Below are 17,468 nucleotides of genomic sequence, written 5' to 3' on the forward strand. Positions count from 1 at the left end.
AGCTCAACGGAGAGTGTCATGACCGGCTCCACCGACCGCTTCGCCGACGACCCCGCCTTCGCGGTGCACGAGGGCGGCAAGCTGTCGGTGCAGACCAAGGGCGCGATCACGTCCATCGCGGACCTCGCCCTCACGTACACCCCGGGTGTAGCCCGCGTCTCCAGCGCCATCGCCGCCGAGCCCGAGCTCGCCCGCCGCTACACCTGGGCGCCGCGCGTGGTCGCGGTGGTCTCCGACGGCACTGCCGTCCTCGGCCTGGGCGACATCGGCCCGGCCGCCGCGCTGCCGGTGATGGAGGGCAAGGCCTGCCTGTTCCGGGAGTTCGGCGGCCTGGACTCGGTGCCGGTCGTGCTCTCCACCACCGACCCCGACGAGGTCGTGGCGGCGGTGCGGGCCATCGCGCCGTCCTTCGGCGGGATCAACCTCGAGGACATCAGCGCCCCGCGCTGCTTCGAGATCGAGGCCCGGCTCAAGGAGGCCCTGCAGATCCCGGTCATGCACGACGACCAGCACGGGACGGCGATCGTGGTGCTCGCGGCGCTGCGCAACGCCGCCACGGTGACCGGCCGCACGCTGGGCGACCTGCGCGTGGTGGTCTCCGGCGCCGGGGCGGCCGGGGTGGCGTGCACGAAGATCCTGCTGGAGGCGGGCATCGGCGAGATCGCGGTCGCGGACTCCCAGGGCCTGCTGCACGCCGGGCGGGAGGGGCTCACCGGCACCAAGCAGTGGCTGGTGGAGCACACCAACCCGACCGGGCGCACCGGGTCGATGGCCGACGCGCTCTCCGGCGCCGACGTCTACCTGGGCCTGTCCGGCGGCTCGGTGCCCGAGGAGGCGATCGCGGCGATGGCCCCGGGGTGCATCGTGTTCTCCCTGGCCAACCCGACCCCGGAGGTCGACCCGCAGATGGCGGCGAAGTACGCCGCCGTGGTGGCGACCGGGCGCAGCGACCTGCCCAACCAGATCAACAACGTGCTGGCCTTCCCCGGGGTGTTCCGCGGGGCCATCGACGCCGGCGCGACCGCGATCACCGAGGGCATGAAGCTGGCCGCCGCGACCGCCATCGCCGGGGTGGTGGGCGAGGACCTCACGCCGGAGTGCATCGTGCCCTCGCCGCTGGACCGCCGGGTCGCCGAGGCCGTCGCCGCCGCGGTGGCCGACGCCGCGCGCGCGGAGGGCGTCGTCCGGGGCTGAGGATCAGCCGGCGGCGGTGAGCCCCTGCAGGACCGCCGCCGCCGGCAGGTTCAGCCACAGCAGCACCAGCGTGGCCACCACGAAGGCCGGCACCAGCAGCACCTTCTCGGTGAAGCCGCCGGTCTGCATCGGCGAGAAGGCCACCGTCGCCCGGGGGCGGGCCAGCCAGACCAGGGGCACCGGCACCCCGCCGCAGGTCAGGAAGTCCCCGGCGATGTGCACCAGCACGCCCAGGCCCACCGCCCACGGCAGCCAGTCCGGGCCGGGGCTGTGCGCGAGCAGCAGCCAGGCCCCGCCCCAGGACAGCACCAGGTTGCCGACCACGGTCTCCTCGAACCGGCCGGGGATGACGACGTGCAGCGCGCGCAGCCCCAGCCCGATGGCCAGCGCGAGCAGCAGCAGCGCGGACCAGGCTGCCTGCGCGGCGGCGAGGGCGAGGCCGCCGAGGGCCAGCGGGGCGAGGACGGCGTCGTGCGTGCCGTGCCGGTGCCCGCCCGACAGCTTCCCGACCAGGCCCGCGGGCACCTCGGTCAGCGGGCCCCACATCCGGGAGATGGTCGACCCGCGCTGGTCCAGGTCGGGCAGCATCGCCATGCCCCCGACCGCGGCCACCCAGCTGAGCTGGGCGACCGTGCCGGAGACCGGGGCGACGGGCAGGGTGGCCGCGCCGACGGCGAGCCCGGACAGGGCGTGGGAGTGACCGAGCACCTACCCATGGTCAGCTCAGCACCCGGTGATCATGGGGTTGTGGTCCGGTGACACGCCGCTGCCCCGCGCGCCGACCGGCACCGACCCCATGATCACCGAGGGGGCGGGGGCGGAACGGGCTGGGTGGGGCGGTAGACGCGGTCCAGGACGCCGGCCAGCAGGCGCTCGGCGACCGGCCTCGGGAGGGCGGCGACCAGGGCGTGCACCGGGGCCATCCGCTCGGGGAGCGGGCCGCCGTCCAGGCCGGCGAAGGCCAGCAGGCCGTCCACCTCGGCGACGGTGAGCGCGGCCGGGTCGAGGTCGGCGGCGGCCGCGACCAGGCCCGGGTCGGGCGCTGGGGCGGGCAGCTGCGCGGCGGCACGGGCGGCGTCGGCGAGGTCGGCCAGCAGCGCCGGCACCCGGCCGGCGGTGGCCGCGGTGACGGTCAGGTGCAGGGTGGCCGGCAACCGGGAGCCGTCGGGCTGGGTGAACGGCGGCTGGGGCTGCAGCAGCCAGCCGCGGGCGGTCATCTCGTCGGCCAGGTGCAGCACGTCCAGCCCGTCGGTGCCGGCCAGCGCCACCAGCGTGGTCACCGGCTCTCCGACCACCACGACCCCGGGGACGGCGGCCAACCCGGCCACCAGCTGCTCGGTCGCCGTCCTGGCCTCGCGGGCCAGCCGTGCGTAGCCCTCGGTGCCCAGCCACCGGTGCACCGCCCACGCCGCGGCCATCGGCCCGGCCAGGCGGGTGCCGGCCAGGGTCGGGTTGACCACCGGGTAGCCCGGCCACCCCGCGGTGGCGAACCAGTGGCCCTGCCGCAGCTCCGGGTCGGCCGTCAGCAGGACCGAGACGCCCTTGGGGGCGTAGCCGTACTTGTGCAGGTCCACCGACAGGCTGCTGACGCCGGGCACCGACAGGTCGAAGGGGCCGGCGTCGAGGTGGGGGAGCAGCCAGCCGCCGATGCAGGCGTCGACGTGGCAGGGCACCCCGGCGGCTGCGGACAGCGCCGCGATCTCGGCCACCGGGTCGAGCACGCCGTGCGGGTAGGACGGCGCGCTGACCACCACCAGCGCCGTCCGGTCGGTGAGCAGTGCGGCGACGTCGTCCGGGCGGACCCGGCAGCTGACCGGGTCCACACCGACGTCGACGACGGCCAGGTCGAACAGGTGCGCGGCCTTGCGGAAGGCGGCGTGCGCGGTCACCGGCAGCAGCAGCTGCGGCCGGCAGTGGTCCTCCGGGTGGGCGGCCCGCCAGCGCGAGCGGGCCGCGAGCACCGCCAGCAGGCAGCTCTCCGTGCCGCCCGACGTCACCGTGCCGACCGTCCCCGGACCGCCGCCCAGCAGCGCCGCGGCGGCCCCGACCAGGTCGTCCTCGATCCGGGCGACGCTGGGGAAGGCGGTCGGGTCCAGCGCGTTGGTCCACTGGAAGGCCGCCTGCGCCTCGGCGGCCAGCCGGTCCACCTCGGCCAGGCCGGAGTCGTAGACGTAGGCCATGGTGGCCCCGCCGTGGGTGGGGACGTCGCCCGCCGTCAGCGCGGTGAGCTCGGCCAGTACCTCATCGGGGGTCATCGGCGGCCTCCGCGAGCCGGTAGCGGGCCAGCACCGGCAGCGAGGCCAGCACCAGCAGGGCGGGGAGCAGGCTGAAGCCCAGCAGGACGGTGGTGTCGGCAGCAGGGGTCTGGGCCACGGCGTCCCCCGTGGATGACCGGTAGCCGGCGAGGGAGAGCAGGAGGCCGAGCAGCCCGGGGCCGATCGCGAGCCCGAGGGTCTCGGCGGCGGTCCAGACGCCGGTGAACACCCCGGCCCGCCGCCGGCCCGACGCAGCCTCGTCGGCGGCGACCACGTCGGGCAGCATCGCCAGCGGGAACATCTGCATGCCGGCGTAGCCGACGCCCACCAGCACCACCAGCGCCAGCACGAGCGTGGTGCGGCCGGGGGCGCCGAGGGCCAGCGCGGCGGCGCCGACCACGAACAGCGCCGAGGACGCCAGCAGGCCCGTCCGCTTGCCCGCCCGGCGGGCCACCCGCAGCCACAGCGGCATGACCAGGATCGCCGGCCCGACCAGCGCGGCGAACAGCAGCGTCCCGGCCGTCGGGTCGCCCAGCACCTGCCGGGCGTAGTACGGCACGCCGGCCAGCATGGTGCCGACGCCGAGGGCCTGGACGACGAACCCGGTCAGCAGCAGCCGGAAGGGCCGCACCCGCGCGGCGACCCGCAGCGTCGCCAGCAGCCTGCCCTCGCTGGTCACCCGGGTCAGCGTCGGCGCCCGCCGGGTGCCCACCACCGCGCCGAGCATCCCCCCGGCCAGCAGGACGGCGACGGAGCAGGCCATCGCCAGGTACCCGGTGCGCCCGCCGCCGGCCAGGTCGACCACCGCGGGCGCCCCGGCACCGGCCAGCAGGATGCCCAGGGCGAGCGCGGCCACCCGCCAGGACATCAGCGTCGACCGCTCCGCCGGGTCGGCGGTGATCTCGGCGGGCTGGGCCACGTAGGGCACCTGGAAGCAGCCGTAGGCGGTGGCCGCCAGCAGGAAGGTGACCGCCACCCAGGCCGCCGCCCCGGCGCCGGAGGGCCCGGCGAAGACCAGCACGAACAGCACCGGCAGGGCCAGCCCGCCGGCCAGCATCCACGGCCGGCGCGGACCCCAGCGGTGCACCGTGGCGTCCGAGCGGGCACCGATCCACGGGTTCAGCAGCACGTCCCACGCCTTGGGCGCGAACACCACCAGCCCGGCCAGGCCGGCGCCGACGCCGAGCTCGTCGGTCAGGTAGAACAGCAGCAGCAGACCGGGCACGGTGCCGAAGGCCGCCGTCCCGATCGACCCCGCGGCGTAGCCCAGGTGCACGCCCCGCCCGAGGCCGGGTGCGCTGCGGGTGGAGGTGGCCACGGCGGGCAACCTAGCCTGCTCGGCGGCTACTCGTCCTCGTCGTCGTCGCCCGTGCCGCCACGGGCCAGCCACGTGGCCAGCCGCTCGACGGGCACCTCGAAGTCGGGGAACTCGTCGACGAAGGCCTGCAGCTGGTCACCCAGCCAGGCGAGGGAGACCTCCTCCTCGCCCCGGCGGGTGACCAGCTCCTCGATGCCGCGGTCGGTGAAGTACACCGGGCGCTACCGGGCGAGGGCGCGGGCGACCAGGTCCTTCTGCTCGGCCTCGTGCACCTTGGCCGAGCCGACGGCCGGGCTGGCCGAGGCCTTGCGGCTGACGACGGACAGCGTCTTCCCGGCCGGGAGGTCGGCGGGCAGGTTGACCGCCATGAACTGCCAGGCGCCCATGTTCGCCGGCTCCTCCTGCACCCAGACCACCTCGGCGGCGTTCGGGTAGCGCTCGAGGGCCTGCACCAGCTCGCCGGTGGGCAGCGGGTAGAGCTGCTCGACCCGCAGGACGGCGACGTCGTCGCTGCCCTCGGCCTCGCGGGCGGCGAGCAGGTCGTAGGCGACCTTGCCGCTGCACAGCAGCACCCGGCGCACGGCGGCGTCGTCCAGCGGCTCGCCGCCGACGCCCGGGTCGCCCAGGACCGGCCGGAACCGCTCGTCGATGAAGTCCTCCACCGGGCTGACCGCGGCCTTGGCGCGCAGCAGCGACTTGGGCGTGAAGACCACCAGCGGGCGGTGGGTGTCCGACAGCGCCTGGCGGCGCAGCAGGTGGAAGTAGTTCGCCGGGGTCGAGCAGTTGGCGACGGTCATGTTGTTCTCCGCGCACAGCTGCAGGAACCGCTCGGGCCGACCGCTGGAGTGGTCGGGGCCCTGGCCCTCCAGGCCGTGCGGCAGCAGCAGCACCACGCCCGAGCGCTGGCCCCACTTGGCCTCGCCCGAGGAGATGAACTCGTCGATGATCAGCTGGGCGCCGTCGACGAAGTCGCCGAACTGCGCCTCCCACAGCACCAGGGCGTCGGGGCGGGCCACGGAGTAGCCGTACTCGAAGCCGACCGCCGCGTACTCGCTGAGCAGGGAGTCGTAGACGAAGAACCGGGCCTGGTCCTCGGACAGGTTCGCGATCGGGGTGTACTCGGCCGCGGTCTCCCGGTCGATGAGCACCGAGTGCCGCTGCACGAACGTGCCGCGGCGGGAGTCCTGGCCGGCCAGCCGCACCGGGACGCCCTGCATGAGCAGCGACCCGAAGGCCAGCAGCTCGCCCATCGCCCAGTCGATGCCGCCCTCGCTGACCATCGCCGCGCGCCGCTCGAGCATCTTCTGCAGCTTGGGGTGGGCGGTGAAGCCCTGCGGCAGGGAGACGTGGGCGTCGCCGACGGCCTTGAGCACCTCGCGGGTGATCGCGGTGGTGGCCGACTCGGAGGGCCGCTGGTCGACCGGGCGCACCTGCTTGGAGGAGTCCTGCGCGTCGTGGGTCTCGGCGAAGGCCCGCTCGAGCTGCCCGCGGTAGTCCTTCAGCGCCTCCTCGGCCTCGGCCAGGGTGATGTCGCCCCGGCCGACCAGCGCCTCGGTGTACAGCTTCCGGACCGAGCGCTTGCGGTCGATGATGTCGTACATCAGCGGCTGGGTCATCGAGGGGTCGTCGCCCTCGTTGTGGCCCCGGCGGCGGTAGCAGACCATGTCGATGACGACGTCCTTGCGGAACGCCTGCCGGTAGTCCACGGCCAGCCGGGCCACCCGCACGCAGGCCTCGGGGTCGTCGCCGTTGACGTGGAAGACCGGCGCGCCGATCATCCGCGCGACGTCGGTGGAGTACAGGCTCGAGCGGGCCGCGGCCGGGCTGGTGGTGAAGCCGACCTGGTTGTTCACGACCACGTGCACCGTGCCGCCGGTGCGGTACCCGCGCAGCTGCGACAGGTTGAGGGTCTCGGCGACCACGCCCTGGCCGGCGAACGCGCTGTCGCCGTGCAGCAGGACCGGCAGCACGGTGAAGCCCCGCTCGCCCTTGTCCAGGATGTCCTGCTTGGCCCGCACGATGCCCTCGAGGACGGGGTTGACCGCCTCCAGGTGGCTGGGGTTGGAGGTCAGCGAGACGGTGATGCCGGCGTCGCGGGAGGGGTGCTGGAAGTGCCCGGTGGCGCCCAGGTGGTACTTCACGTCGCCCGAGCCCTGCACGGTGCCCGGGTCGATGTTGCCCTCGAACTCGCCGAAGATCTTCGCGTAGGGCTTCTGCAGCACGTTGGCCAGCACGTTGAGCCGGCCGCGGTGCGGCATGCCGATGGCGACCTCGTCGAGCTCGTGCTCGGTGGAGGCCACGAGCACCTCGTCCAGCAGCGGGATGACCGACTCGCCGCCCTCGAGGGAGAAGCGCTTCTGCCCGACGTACTTGGTCTGCAGGAAGGTCTCGAAGGCCTCGGCGGCGTTCAGCCGGGCCAGCACGTGCTTCTGCTTGTCGCGGTCAGGTGTGTCGTGCTTGACCTCGATGCGCTGCTGGAGCCACTCGCGCTCCTCGGGGTCGGTGATGTGCATGTACTCGACGCCGACCGTGCGGCAGTAGGAGTTGCGCAGCACGCCGAGGACGTCGCGCAGCGGCATCACCTTCTCGCCGGCGAACCCGCCGACCGGGAACTGCCGGTCGAGGTCCCACAGCGTCAGGCCGTGCTGGGTGATGTCCAGGTCCGGGTGGGTGCGGACCTTGAACTCCAGCGGGTCGGTGTCGGCCATGAGGTGGCCGTTGCGCCGGTAGGCCTCGATGAGCTCGACGACCCGGGCGCCCTTGTCGATCTGGCCCTCGTGCCGGACGGTGACGTCGGGGACCCAGCGGACCGGCTCGTAGGGGATCCGCAGCGAGGCGAACACGCCGTCGTAGAAGCCGTCCTCGCCCAGCAGCAGCCCGTGCAGCCGGCGCAGGAAGTCACCCGACTGCGCGCCCTGGATGATCCGGTGGTCGTAGGTCGAGGTCAGCGTGATGGTCTTGGCGACCGCCAGGTCGGTGAGCGTCTCGGGGCTCATCCCCTGGAACTCGGCCGGGTAGTCCATGGCCCCGACGCCGACGATGGTGCCCTGGCCGGTGGTCAGCCGGGGCACGGAGTGGTTGGTGCCGACCGTGCCGGGGTTGGTCAGGCTGACCGTCGTCCCGGTGAAGTCGTCCATGGTCAGCTTGCCGCCGCGGGCCCGGCGGATGACGTCCTCGTAGGCGCCCCAGAAGGCGGCGAAGTCCATCTCCTCGGAGGCCTTGATGTTGGCCACCACGAGCGAGCGGGTGCCGTCGGCCTTCGGGAGGTCGATGGCCAGGCCGAAGTTGACGTGCTCGGGCTGCACCAGCGTGGGCTTGCCGTCGACCTCGGCGAAGGAGGCGTTCATCTCGGGGAAGTCGTCCAGCGCCCGCACCAGCGCGTAGCCGATGAGGTGGGTGAAGGAGACCTTGCCGCCGCGGGAGCGGGCCAGGTGGTTGTTGATGACGATGCGGTTGTCCACCAGCAGCTTGGCGGGGACGGCGCGCACGCTGGTGGCCGTGGGCACGGTCAGCGACGCGTTCATGTTCTTCACGACGCTGGCCGCGGCGCCGCGGAGCACGCTGGTGCGCGGGCCCTCCGCGGCGGCGGCCTTGGCGGCGGGCTTCGCGGCGGGCGCGGGCTTGGTGGCCGGGCGCTGGTCGGCGGCCTTGGCGGCGGCCTGGGCGACGACGGGGGCGGTGGCCTTCGGCTCGGGCGCGGGGGTGGCCGGCCGCTGCGGCGCCGCGGCCGGCGCGGTGGCGGTGGTCGCCGGGCGGGTGGCCGAGGCCTCGGCCTCGGCGGGGGCCGGCTTCTGCGCGGGGGCCGCCTTCTGCGTGGCGGGCTCCGGGGCGGCGGGCACCGCCGCGGTGGGCTCCTGCCGGGCGGCCGGCTGCTCGGCGGCGGCGGCAGCGCCGTTGTCGCCGCCGGGCTTGTAGTCGTCGAAGAAGTCGTGCCAGGCCTGGTCGACGCTCCCCGGGTCGGCGAGGTACTGCTGGTACATCTCCTCGACGAGCCACTCGTTGGCGCCGAACCCTCCGGCTGCGGCGGCGGTGGGGGAGGGCTGGGATGCGTTCACGCTTGACACGGGGTCGAGTGCCTTCTTCGTCGATGGACGTCGTTGGACCGGTTGCCGACTGTACCGGCCCGTGCGGGGGGCAGCGGTCGTCGAGGTGGCGCGTGCGACGTGGTGCGGGTCACGGACCGCGGCCCGGGACCCGCGCGGCCGCTCAGTGCGCGACGGCGGCGCTCTCCAGCAGCGCGACGAGGTCGTCGTGGGCCGCGGACCGGGCGTCGTCCCCGGCCCGGTCGCGGGCGGCCGCGACCCGCGCGATGTCGACCGCGCTGGCCCCGTCGGAGGTGGTGGACTCCACGTCGGCACCGGCCGCCAGCAGGGCCCGCACCACGGTGAGCCGGGCGTCGCCGGGGGGTGCGTCGACGGCGGCGTGCAGCGCGGTCCGGCCGGTGTCGGCGTCGCGCCGGCCGACGGTGGCGCCGGCGTCCAGCAGCAGGGCGACGACCTCGGGGTGGGCGGCCCCGGCGGCCATCCGCAGGGCACCGTCGTCGGGGTCGGCGCCGCGGTCCAGCAGCAGCCGGACGGCGTCGACCGACCCGCCGAGCGCCGCCCAGCCCAGCAGCGACACGTCCGCGTCGTCCCGGACCGCGGAGGCGCCGGAGTCCAGCCGCGCCGCCAGCCGCGCGCTGTCGCCCAGGTAGGCCGCAGCCGCGCCGTCGGGCTCGGCGCCGCGCTCCATCAGCGGGTCGACCAGGTGCGGGGCGAACTCCAGCGCCACGTGCAGCGGGGTCCGGCCGTGCGCGCTGGTGGCCTCCAGCGGCGCGCCGGCGGCCAGCAGGACGTCGACCAGGTCCAGGTCGCCGGTCGCGACGGCCAGGTGCAGCGGCGGCCAGTCGTCGCCCACGTGCTCGACGGTGGTGGTCAGCAGTCGCGGTTGGGCGCGCACCGCGGCGCCGACGGCGTCGGCGTCGCGCGCGGCGACCAGGCCGGCCAGCCGCTGGGCGGTCATCCGCAGGGCGCGCAGCTCGCCGGTGCTCGGGCCGCTGGGGGGTGTCTGCTCGGGCATCGCGGGGACCTCGTTCGCTCGTCGGTGAGGTGTCTCGGGCGGGCGGTCGGGGCCGGTGCGGTCGGACGGCGGTCAGACCACGTCGCGGCGCACGGCCAGGACGGTGCCCAGCACGGCGGCGAGCAGACCGTATCCGAGCAGGAGCGCCCCGCCCTCCCAGGTGCCCAGGAGATCGGTCCCGCGGCCGTCGCCGGTCAGCGCGGCCAGCGCGCCGCCGGGCAGCCAGCGGTAGGCGTCGGCGGTGGCCGGGACGCTCGCGACGATCGGCTCGACGACGAACAGGTAGACCAGTGCACCCACGACGGCGCCGACCTGGTTGCGCACCAGCGCGCCCACGCCGACCCCGATGACGGCGTAGACCACCAGCGCCAGGCCCGAGCGCAGCAGCGTGCCCACGGCGTCGGCGGTCCAGTCCGGTGCGCCGCCCCGCGCGCCGCCGTAGAGGGTGGCCACCAGCACCGTGGCCGCGACCGCGGCGACGGCGAGCACCAGCCCGGCGACGGCGTAGGCGACCAGCTTGGCCACCACGACCCGGCCCCGCCGGGGGGTGACCAGGAAGGTCGGCGTGGCGGTGCGGTGCCGGTACTCCTGGGTGGTCCCGATGACGCCGAGCACGACGGCGATGACCACCACCTGGGCGGGGATGCCGGCCACCAGCGACGCGTAGGCCTCGGTCCCGACCGCGGGGAGCCCGGGTCCGCCGGGCCCGCCCGGGCCGCTGCCCTGGTCGCCGGCGAAGGCGGTGAACAGGGCGGTGAACCCGGCGGCCATCAGCGCCCCGACCGCCACCAGCCAGTAGCCGACCTTGGTGGTCAGCAGCTTGGTCCACTCCGCGCGGACGAGGTCGACGGCGGCGTTCACGAGGCGCCCCCACCGGTCGCGGCGTACTGCTCGGCGCCGCTGGTGAGCCGGAAGTACACCTCCTCGAGCCCGGTGGTGCGGGCCCGCAGCTCGTGCAGCTCCACACCGGCGGAGAAGGCGTGGGCGCCGACCTGCTCGGTGGTCATGCCGGTGACGGTGAGGGCGTCGGGGGCGGTGGACTCCACCGCCGCGCCGGCGCCGGTCAGCGCCGCGGCGAGCTGCGCGGAGGCCGGGGTGCGCACCAGCACGGTGCCCGCGGACTCGTCCCGCAGCTCGGCCAGGCTGCCCTCGCGGACCAGCTTGCCCGCACCCACGATCACCACCCGGTCGGCGGTCTGCTCGACCTCGGCGAGCAGGTGCGAGGACACCAGCACCGTGCGGCCCTGGTCGTGGGCGAGGTGGCGGAGGAACCCGCGCAGCCACTGGATGCCCTCGGGGTCCAGGCCGTTGGCCGGCTCGTCGAGGACCAGCACCCGGGGGTCGCCGAGCAGGGCCGTGGCCAGGCCCAGCCGCTGCCGCATGCCGAGGGAGTACCCGCCGGCCCGGCGCCCGCCGGCCGGGGTGAGCCCGACCTGGGCCAGGACGTCGTCGGCCCGGCGGGTGGGCAGCCCCGCGGCGCGGCAGTAGACGCGCAGGTGGTCGCGGCCGCTGCGCCCGGGGTGGAAGGCGGTCTCCAGCACCGCGCCGACCCGGGTGGCCGGCCGGGGGAGCGCGGCGTAGGGGGTGCCGCCGATGGTCGCCGTGCCGCGGTCGGGGGTGATCAGCCCGAGCGCCATCCGGAGCGTGGTGGTCTTGCCCGCGCCGTTGGGGCCGAGGAACCCGGTGACCTGCCCGGGTTCGACGGTGAAGCTCAGGGAGTCCACGGCGGTGACCGACCCGAAGGTCTTGGTGAGGTCGCGGACCTCGACGCGGCCCTCGGCGGTTGCTGCCTCGCTGCTGATGACGCCTCCTCGCTCGGTCCCCCCGCGTCGGCGCCCATCCAACCGCACGCACCGGTACCGGCGCGTTCCTGTTACCTCCCGACACACCTGCCGCGCGGGCCGCCGGTGCGTCCGCTAGGTTCCGCCCCGTGACTGCCTACCGCACCGTCGTCGTCGGCACCGACGGCTCGGAGTCCTCGCTGCGCGCGGTGGCCCGGGCCGGCGCTCTCGCGGGTGCCTGCGGCGCCACCCTGGTGATCGCCTGCGCCTACCTGCCGACCGAGCCCGACGACCGCGAGATCCGCGGTGCCACCGAGGTGCTCAAGGACGAGGCGTACCAGGTGATGGGGTCCTCCCCGGCCGAGGAGACCGTGCGCACCGCGCACGAGCGGGCCACCGCCTCCGGGGCCGGCCAGGTGCGCACCGTCGCCGTCGTCGGGTCGCCGGTGGAGGCGCTGCTGGATGTCGTGCGCCGCGAGTCCGCCGACCTGCTCGTGGTGGGCAACCGCGGGCTCAACGGCATCAAGGGCCGGCTGCTGGGCTCGGTGCCCGCCGACGCCACCCGCCGCTCGGCGGTCGACGTCCTCGTCGTGCACACCACGGACTGACCGGGGAGCCGCGCTGAGCGAACCCGCCGACGCCGTCCCCGACGCCCGGGAGGCGATGGACCGGCTGCTGCTGGGCGGGCCCCGCCGGTGGACCCGGCGGGAGGTGGCGCGGCGCTCGGGGGTGGACCCGGAGCGCACCCAACGGCTGTGGCGGGCGCTCGGGTTCGCCGACGTGGGGGACGACGAGGCGGTCTTCACCGACGCCGACGTCGAGGCGCTGCAGACCCTGGGCCGGCTGATCGACTCCGGGTTCGTGGACCTGGCCACCGAGGCCTCCATCGCCCGGGCCATGGGCCAGTCGCTGTCCCGGCTGGCCGACTGGCAGACCGACATGCTGGCCGCGCTGCTGCGCGAGCACCCCGACGACCCGGTCGACGCGGTGGCGGCGGCGCAGACCCTGCTGCCGCTGATGCGCGAGGTCCAGGACTACGTCTGGCGCCGGCACCTGGCCGCCAACGCCGAGCGGCTGCTGGCCGCCGGGCCCGACACCGCGGCCGACCGGCGCGAGCTCGCCGTCGGGTTCGCCGACCTGGTCGGCTACACCTCGCGCAGCCGGGGCATGGGCGGCCGCGAGCTCGGCGCGATGGTCGAGGACTTCGAGGGCCTGGCCGCCGACCTGGTCGCCCGCCACCACGGCCGGGTCGTGAAGACCGTCGGCGACGGGGTGCTGTTCACCTGCGCCTCGGCGGTCGACGCGGTCGAGATCGGCCTGCGGCTGCCCGAGGAGTGGGCCGCCGAGGACCGCCCGCCGCTGCGCACCGGTGCGGCGTTCGGCGCGGTGCTGACCCGGCTGGGCGACGTCTACTCCCCGGTGGTCAACCTGGCCAGCCGGCTGACCTCGCTGGCCCGGCCGGGCACGCTGCTGGTGGACCAGGAGCTGGCCCGGCTGCTGCGCGGGAGGCGCGCCTACCGGGTGCGGCCGCTGCGCCGGGTGTCGGTGCGCGGCTACGACCACCTGCAGCCCTGGCTGGTCCGCCGCCGTCCCGGCGTCCCCGTCCCCGGCGAGGACACCGGCCCCTTCGAGGACTTCCTCGACGAGCTCACCGACGACGTCCTGGACACTCCTCCCACGTGAGCGCAACTCTGGTCGCCCGCGGGCTGGCCGCCGGGCACGGCACCAAGGTCCTGTTCGCCGACCTCGACCTGGTGGTGGCGCCGGGGGACGTCGTCGGGCTGGTCGGGGTCAACGGGGCGGGCAAGTCCACGCTGCTGCGCACCCTCGCCGGCCTGCTGCCCGCCGAGCAGGGCGGGGTCGTGCTGTCCCCGCCCACGGCCACGGTCGGCTACCTGCCGCAGGAGCACGAGCGCCGCGCGGGCGAGACCGTGCTGGGCGCGCTGGCCCGCCGCACCGGCGTCGCCGAGGCGCAGGCGGCCATGGACGCCGCGCTGGTCGCGCTCACCGCGGGCGAGCCCGACGACGGCTACGCCGACGCCCTGGAGCGCTGGCTGGCCCTGGGCGGGGCCGACCTGGACGAGCGGGCCGGGGAGGTGCTGGCGTCGGTGGCGCCGGGGGTCGCCCCGGACGCGCCGATGACCGGCCTGTCCGGGGGGCAGGCGGCGCGGGTGGGCCTGGCCGCGCTGCTGCTGTCCCGCTACGACGTGCTGCTGCTCGACGAGCCCACCAACGACCTGGACCTGGCCGGGCTCGACCAGCTGGAGTCCTTCGTGGCGGGCCTGCGCACCGGCGTGGTCCTGGTCAGCCACGACCGCGAGTTCCTGGCCCGCACGGTGACCCGGGTGGTGGAGCTGGACCTGGCCCAGCAGCTGGTCCGGGTGCACGACGGCGGCTACGAGGCCTACCTGACCGAGCGGGAGGTCGACCGCCGGCACGCCCGGGAGGAGTACGAGGAGTACGCCGGGACCAAGGCCTCGCTGGAGGCACGGGCCCGGATGCAGAAGAACTGGATGGCCAAGGGCGTCCGCGACTCGATCAAGAAGAGCAAGGACGGCGACAAGCACATCAGGGCCGCTCAGCGGGCGTCCTCGGAGAAGCAGGCGGCCAAGGCCCGGCAGACCCAGCGGATGATCGAGCGGCTGGACGTGGTGGAGGAGCCGCGCAAGGAGTGGGAGCTGCGGATGGGCATCGCCGCCGCGCCCCGCGCCGGTGCCGTCGTCGCCACCCTGCGCGGCGCCGTCGTCCGGCAGGGGGACTTCACCCTGGGCCCGGTGGACCTGCAGGTCGACTGGGGCGACCGGGTGGCCATCACCGGCGCGAACGGGGCCGGCAAGTCCACCCTGCTGGCGGCGCTGCTGGGCCGGGCGGCCCTGGCCGAGGGCTCGGCGTCGCTGGGCTCGGGCGTGGCGCTGGGCGAGGTGGACCAGGCCCGGCGCAGCTTCCTCGGCGACGCACCGCTGGCCGCCGCGTTCGGTGCCGAGGTGCCCGACCTGCCCGACGCCGAGGTGCGCACGCTGCTGGCCAAGTTCGGCCTGCGCGCCGACCACGTGCTGCGCCCGGCCGGGTCGCTGAGCCCGGGGGAGCGCACGCGGGCGGCCCTGGCGCTGCTGCAGGCCCGCGGGGTGAACGTGCTGGTGCTCGACGAGCCGACCAACCACCTCGACCTGCCGGCCATCGAGCAGCTCGAGCAGGCGCTGGCCGACTACGCCGGGACGCTGCTGCTGGTCACCCACGACCGCCGGATGCTGGACACCGTGGCGGTCACCCGCCGGCTGGTGGTCAGCGGGGGGCGGGTGTCCGAGGGCTGACCGGTGCGGCGGCCGCGGCGTGCGTGCGCGGCCGGCGCGGGTGGCTGACCGGCCGCGGCGGGTCGGCCTCCAGCAACCCGGCGACGGCGTACTCGGCGAGCGCGGCCACCTCGGCCGCGGTGCCGCCGCGGGGGTCGATGGCCGGCAGCGCGTGCACCTCGAGCACCAGGTCCACCGCGCCCAGCACCCGCGCGGCGCTGGACCACCAGGACTCCCCGGGCAGCTGCGCGGTGGCCGTCGTCGGCCGGCCGGCGAGCCGGGCCCGGACGGCGACGGGGCAGACCGGCACACCGGCCTCGACCGCCGGCTGCAGCGCCGCGGGGTCGAAGCGGCCGAGCTCGGTGCCGCAGCTGGCGGCCGCCTCGGGGCGGACCAGCACGCTGCGGCCGGCGGCGAGCGCGGCACCGACCAGGTCGGCCGGGACGGTGGGCAGCCCCGGCCACACCGTGCCGTCGGCCACGGGGACGGCGGCGACGGCCGTGCGCAGCGCCAGGTCGTCCACCCAGGACACCCGGTTGGCCACGACGAGCCGCGGTCCGGTCGGCCACGCGGTCACCGGGGGCAGCACGGACACCCGGACGCCGGCCGCGGTCAGCAGCCGGGCGGCGGTGCAGACGGCGTGCCGGCGGCCGTCCCCGGCCGGGGGGCGGGCCGACGCGCGGGCCAGCGCGACGGCCAGGGCCGCGGCGCGGCGCCGGCGCAGCCCGGCCGGCGCCGTGGGGACGACGTCGGCGAGGCAGTCGGTCGAGCAGGGGCCGGTGCTCATGCGCGCAACGGTCGGGCCCCCAGGTGTCGCCCAGGTGTCGCCGGGCCCACCACGACACGTCCGTCGGCGGTCAACCTGTGCGGCGGTCCGCCGTCGTCCAGGCCAGGGTGGCCGCGGCGAGGGCGGCCAGCACCAGCAGCAGCACGGGGTAGGGCGCCACGGCGGTCAGCGCGGCGAGCACCAGCGGGGCGGCGAAGCCGAGGTAGGTGAGCGCGTAGAACACCCCGGTCAGGCCGGCCAGCTCGTGCGGGGCGGCCACCCGCTGGGTCTCCAGCAGCCCGGCGACCAGGCAGCAGCCGTAGCCGGCGCCCAGCAGCAGCGCGGTGGGCAGCAGCAGCCACGGGACGGGGGAGGCCGCGTACCCGGCGGCCACCAGGAGGCCGGCCAGCACCGCGGCGCAGCCCAGCCGGGCGGCCGGGCGGGTGTCCTGCGCGGCCAGCCGCCGGGCCAGCGGCTGCACCGCGACGCCGGTGCCCAGGGTCAGCCCGGCGACGACGGCGTTGACCGCGACGGCGTACTCGGCCGCCGTCCCGCCGCGCGCCACGAGCAGGCCGGGCAGCACGGCCAGCGACACGGTGGCGGCGGTGAACACCCACGGCGCGACGGGGACGACCAGCCGGCGGAAGCGCGGCCGCGCCACCGACCGCACCCGCAGTGCCTGGCGCAGCGGGACGGCGGCCTCGGCGCGCGGCACGGTCTCCGGCGCGCGCCACAGCGGCACCAGGACGGCGAGGGCGAGGACCAGGTGCGGCAGGTAGGCCGTGGTGAGCGGGTCGGGCGCCCACTGCGCGACCAGGCCGGCCACCAGCGGGCCGAGCCCGAAGCCGGCCGACAGCGCGGTGGCCGCCCGGCGGGCGCCGGTGCCGGGCACGGTGGTGGGGTCCCACGCCGGACCCGACAGCTCCCGCACCCAGGCGCTGCCGGCGGCGAACGCGGCGCCGCTGGCGACCCCGGCGAGCAGCCGGCCGGCGTAGAGGGCCCAGAGCTGGTCCAGCAGCAGCACTCCGGTGGCCGCGACCGACACCACGGCGGCGGCCCGCAGCACGGGGGAGCGGCCGCGGGCGTCGGAGACGGGGCCGAGCAGGAGCAGGGCGGGGATCAGGCCCAGGGCGTAGACCCCGACCAGGGCGGCGACGTCGACGGCGGACAGGCCCTCGTCCCGGCGGTAGGCGACCAGCAGGCTGACGAACTGGTTGGCGCCCCACCCGATGGCGAACATGGTGAGCGCCACCGGCAGCCACGCCCGAGGGCGCGGGGTCGCCGGGGCGCTCACGCCTCGAGCACGGCGCGCAGCCGCTGCAGGCTCTCGGCCAGGTTGCGGCGCTGGAAGTCCGCGAAGGGCCCGCGGGTGGCCACCGCGTCGAACACCCGGGCGACGGCGTCGGGCATGGTCCGCTCGTCGGTCCAGGTCTGGGTGACCCGCGTGCCGGCGCCCCCGCCGGGCAGCTCGACGGGCTCGAGCCGGTGCTCCCACGAGGCGATCCGGGCCCGCAGCCGGCGGCGGGCGCCGCCGATGGCGCGCACCCGGAACGCGAAGCGCGCGCCGGGGTCGGCCGCGGTGACCACGCACTCGGTGACCCAGCGGACGCCGCGGCGCTCGTTCAGGCCGGTGAACACCGCGCCCACCGGGAGGGGACCGGGGCGGTCGGTGCGGGCGCCGCGGTTCTCCGGGCTCCAGCCCGGTGTCCGGGTGGGGTCGGCGACCAGTGCGTAGACCGCCGCCGGCGGGACCGCCACGACGACGGAGTCGGTGACGGTGCGCTGTCGTGCCATGGAGGACCCCCG

Annotated in this window: 15 protein-coding genes; 4 read left to right on the plus strand and 11 right to left on the minus strand. The window is 76.2% G+C overall.

Annotated features, from left to right (window positions below; translation table 11 throughout):
• The first annotated feature begins 18 nt into the window (after positions 1–18).
• Positions 19–1,194: an NAD(P)-dependent malic enzyme gene (locus BLT39_RS15870; protein ID WP_091065604.1), complete on the plus strand. Its 1,176-nt coding sequence runs from the start codon at positions 19–21 to the stop codon at positions 1,192–1,194.
• A gap of 3 nt (positions 1,195–1,197) precedes the next feature.
• Here BLT39_RS15870 and BLT39_RS15875 read toward each other — a convergent pair whose 3' ends face one another.
• From BLT39_RS15875 to BLT39_RS15910, 8 genes are all read right to left on the minus strand, one after another.
• On the minus strand, positions 1,198–1,902 hold the full coding sequence (locus BLT39_RS15875) for a metal-dependent hydrolase (protein WP_091065606.1): 705 nt from the start codon (positions 1,900–1,902) through the stop codon (positions 1,198–1,200).
• Positions 1,903–1,994: 92 nt separating this feature from the next.
• On the minus strand, positions 1,995–3,449 hold the full coding sequence (locus tag BLT39_RS15880; protein WP_091065611.1) for a pyridoxal phosphate-dependent decarboxylase family protein: 1,455 nt from the start codon (positions 3,447–3,449) through the stop codon (positions 1,995–1,997).
• Positions 3,436–4,767 carry an MFS transporter gene (locus BLT39_RS15885; RefSeq protein WP_091065614.1) on the minus strand — a complete coding sequence of 444 codons (1,332 nt, stop codon included), beginning with the start codon at positions 4,765–4,767 and terminating at the stop codon, positions 3,436–3,438. The genes BLT39_RS15880 and BLT39_RS15885 overlap by 14 nt, the downstream gene beginning before the upstream one ends.
• A gap of 26 nt (positions 4,768–4,793) precedes the next feature.
• A complete protein-coding gene (locus BLT39_RS15890; RefSeq protein WP_091065618.1) occupies positions 4,794–4,982 on the minus strand; it encodes a DUF6104 family protein in 189 nt (62 codons plus the stop codon).
• Positions 4,983–4,988: 6 nt separating this feature from the next.
• Positions 4,989–8,822, minus strand: a complete 3,834-nt coding sequence (locus BLT39_RS15895) for a multifunctional oxoglutarate decarboxylase/oxoglutarate dehydrogenase thiamine pyrophosphate-binding subunit/dihydrolipoyllysine-residue succinyltransferase subunit (RefSeq protein WP_242658472.1) — start codon at positions 8,820–8,822, stop codon at positions 4,989–4,991.
• A 151-nt stretch (positions 8,823–8,973) separates the two neighbouring features.
• Complete coding sequence (locus BLT39_RS15900) at positions 8,974–9,825, minus strand: ankyrin repeat domain-containing protein (RefSeq protein ID WP_091065624.1); 852 nt, start codon at positions 9,823–9,825, stop codon at positions 8,974–8,976.
• A gap of 72 nt (positions 9,826–9,897) precedes the next feature.
• On the minus strand, positions 9,898–10,686 hold the full coding sequence (locus BLT39_RS15905) for an ABC transporter permease (RefSeq protein WP_091065627.1): 789 nt from the start codon (positions 10,684–10,686) through the stop codon (positions 9,898–9,900).
• Positions 10,683–11,669, minus strand: coding sequence for an ABC transporter ATP-binding protein (locus tag BLT39_RS15910; RefSeq protein ID WP_341349872.1), 987 nt, complete (start codon positions 11,667–11,669; stop codon positions 10,683–10,685). Before BLT39_RS15910 ends, BLT39_RS15905 begins: the two co-directional genes overlap by 4 nt.
• Before the next feature lie 86 nt (positions 11,670–11,755).
• On the opposite strand from BLT39_RS15910, the gene BLT39_RS15915 reads away from it, so the two are divergent.
• From BLT39_RS15915 to BLT39_RS15925, 3 genes are read left to right on the plus strand one after another with little or no spacing between them, the layout of a single operon-like run.
• Positions 11,756–12,214, plus strand: a complete 459-nt coding sequence (locus BLT39_RS15915) for a universal stress protein (protein ID WP_091065631.1) — start codon at positions 11,756–11,758, stop codon at positions 12,212–12,214.
• Between the two features lie 55 nt (positions 12,215–12,269).
• Complete coding sequence (locus BLT39_RS15920; protein WP_091065634.1) at positions 12,270–13,289, plus strand: adenylate/guanylate cyclase domain-containing protein; 1,020 nt, start codon at positions 12,270–12,272, stop codon at positions 13,287–13,289.
• A complete protein-coding gene (locus BLT39_RS15925) occupies positions 13,286–14,917 on the plus strand; it encodes an ABC-F family ATP-binding cassette domain-containing protein (protein ID WP_091065639.1) in 1,632 nt (543 codons plus the stop codon). Before BLT39_RS15920 ends, BLT39_RS15925 begins: the two co-directional genes overlap by 4 nt.
• Here the strand turns inward: BLT39_RS15925 and BLT39_RS15930 are convergent.
• The 3 genes from BLT39_RS15930 to BLT39_RS15940 form a co-directional block, all read right to left on the minus strand.
• Positions 14,889–15,683: a lysophospholipid acyltransferase family protein gene (locus tag BLT39_RS15930; RefSeq protein ID WP_091065643.1), complete on the minus strand. Its 795-nt coding sequence runs from the start codon at positions 15,681–15,683 to the stop codon at positions 14,889–14,891. The two genes, BLT39_RS15925 and BLT39_RS15930, sit on opposite strands and share 29 nt — an antisense overlap.
• Before the next feature lie 70 nt (positions 15,684–15,753).
• Complete coding sequence (locus tag BLT39_RS15935) at positions 15,754–16,956, minus strand: MFS transporter (RefSeq protein WP_207508053.1); 1,203 nt, start codon at positions 16,954–16,956, stop codon at positions 15,754–15,756.
• Positions 16,953–17,456: an SRPBCC family protein gene (locus BLT39_RS15940; RefSeq protein WP_091065647.1), complete on the minus strand. Its 504-nt coding sequence runs from the start codon at positions 17,454–17,456 to the stop codon at positions 16,953–16,955. The genes BLT39_RS15935 and BLT39_RS15940 overlap by 4 nt, the downstream gene beginning before the upstream one ends.
• Positions 17,457–17,468: the final 12 nt, after the last annotated feature.

The sequence above is a fragment of the Klenkia brasiliensis genome (assembly GCF_900100695.1).
Classification (GTDB): domain Bacteria; phylum Actinomycetota; class Actinomycetes; order Mycobacteriales; family Geodermatophilaceae; genus Klenkia; species Klenkia brasiliensis.

Coding starts and splice junctions, on each gene's coding strand:
- BLT39_RS15930 (WP_091065643.1), bottom strand. CDS start 15,683: ATGAGCACCGGCCCCTGCTCGACCGACTGCCTCGCCGACGTCGTCCCC.
- BLT39_RS15870 (WP_091065604.1), top strand. CDS start 19: ATGACCGGCTCCACCGACCGCTTCGCCGACGACCCCGCCTTCGCGGTG.
- BLT39_RS15920 (WP_091065634.1), top strand. CDS start 12,270: ATGGACCGGCTGCTGCTGGGCGGGCCCCGCCGGTGGACCCGGCGGGAG.
- BLT39_RS15880 (WP_091065611.1), bottom strand. CDS start 3,449: ATGACCCCCGATGAGGTACTGGCCGAGCTCACCGCGCTGACGGCGGGC.
- BLT39_RS15900 (WP_091065624.1), bottom strand. CDS start 9,825: ATGCCCGAGCAGACACCCCCCAGCGGCCCGAGCACCGGCGAGCTGCGC.
- BLT39_RS15940 (WP_091065647.1), bottom strand. CDS start 17,456: ATGGCACGACAGCGCACCGTCACCGACTCCGTCGTCGTGGCGGTCCCG.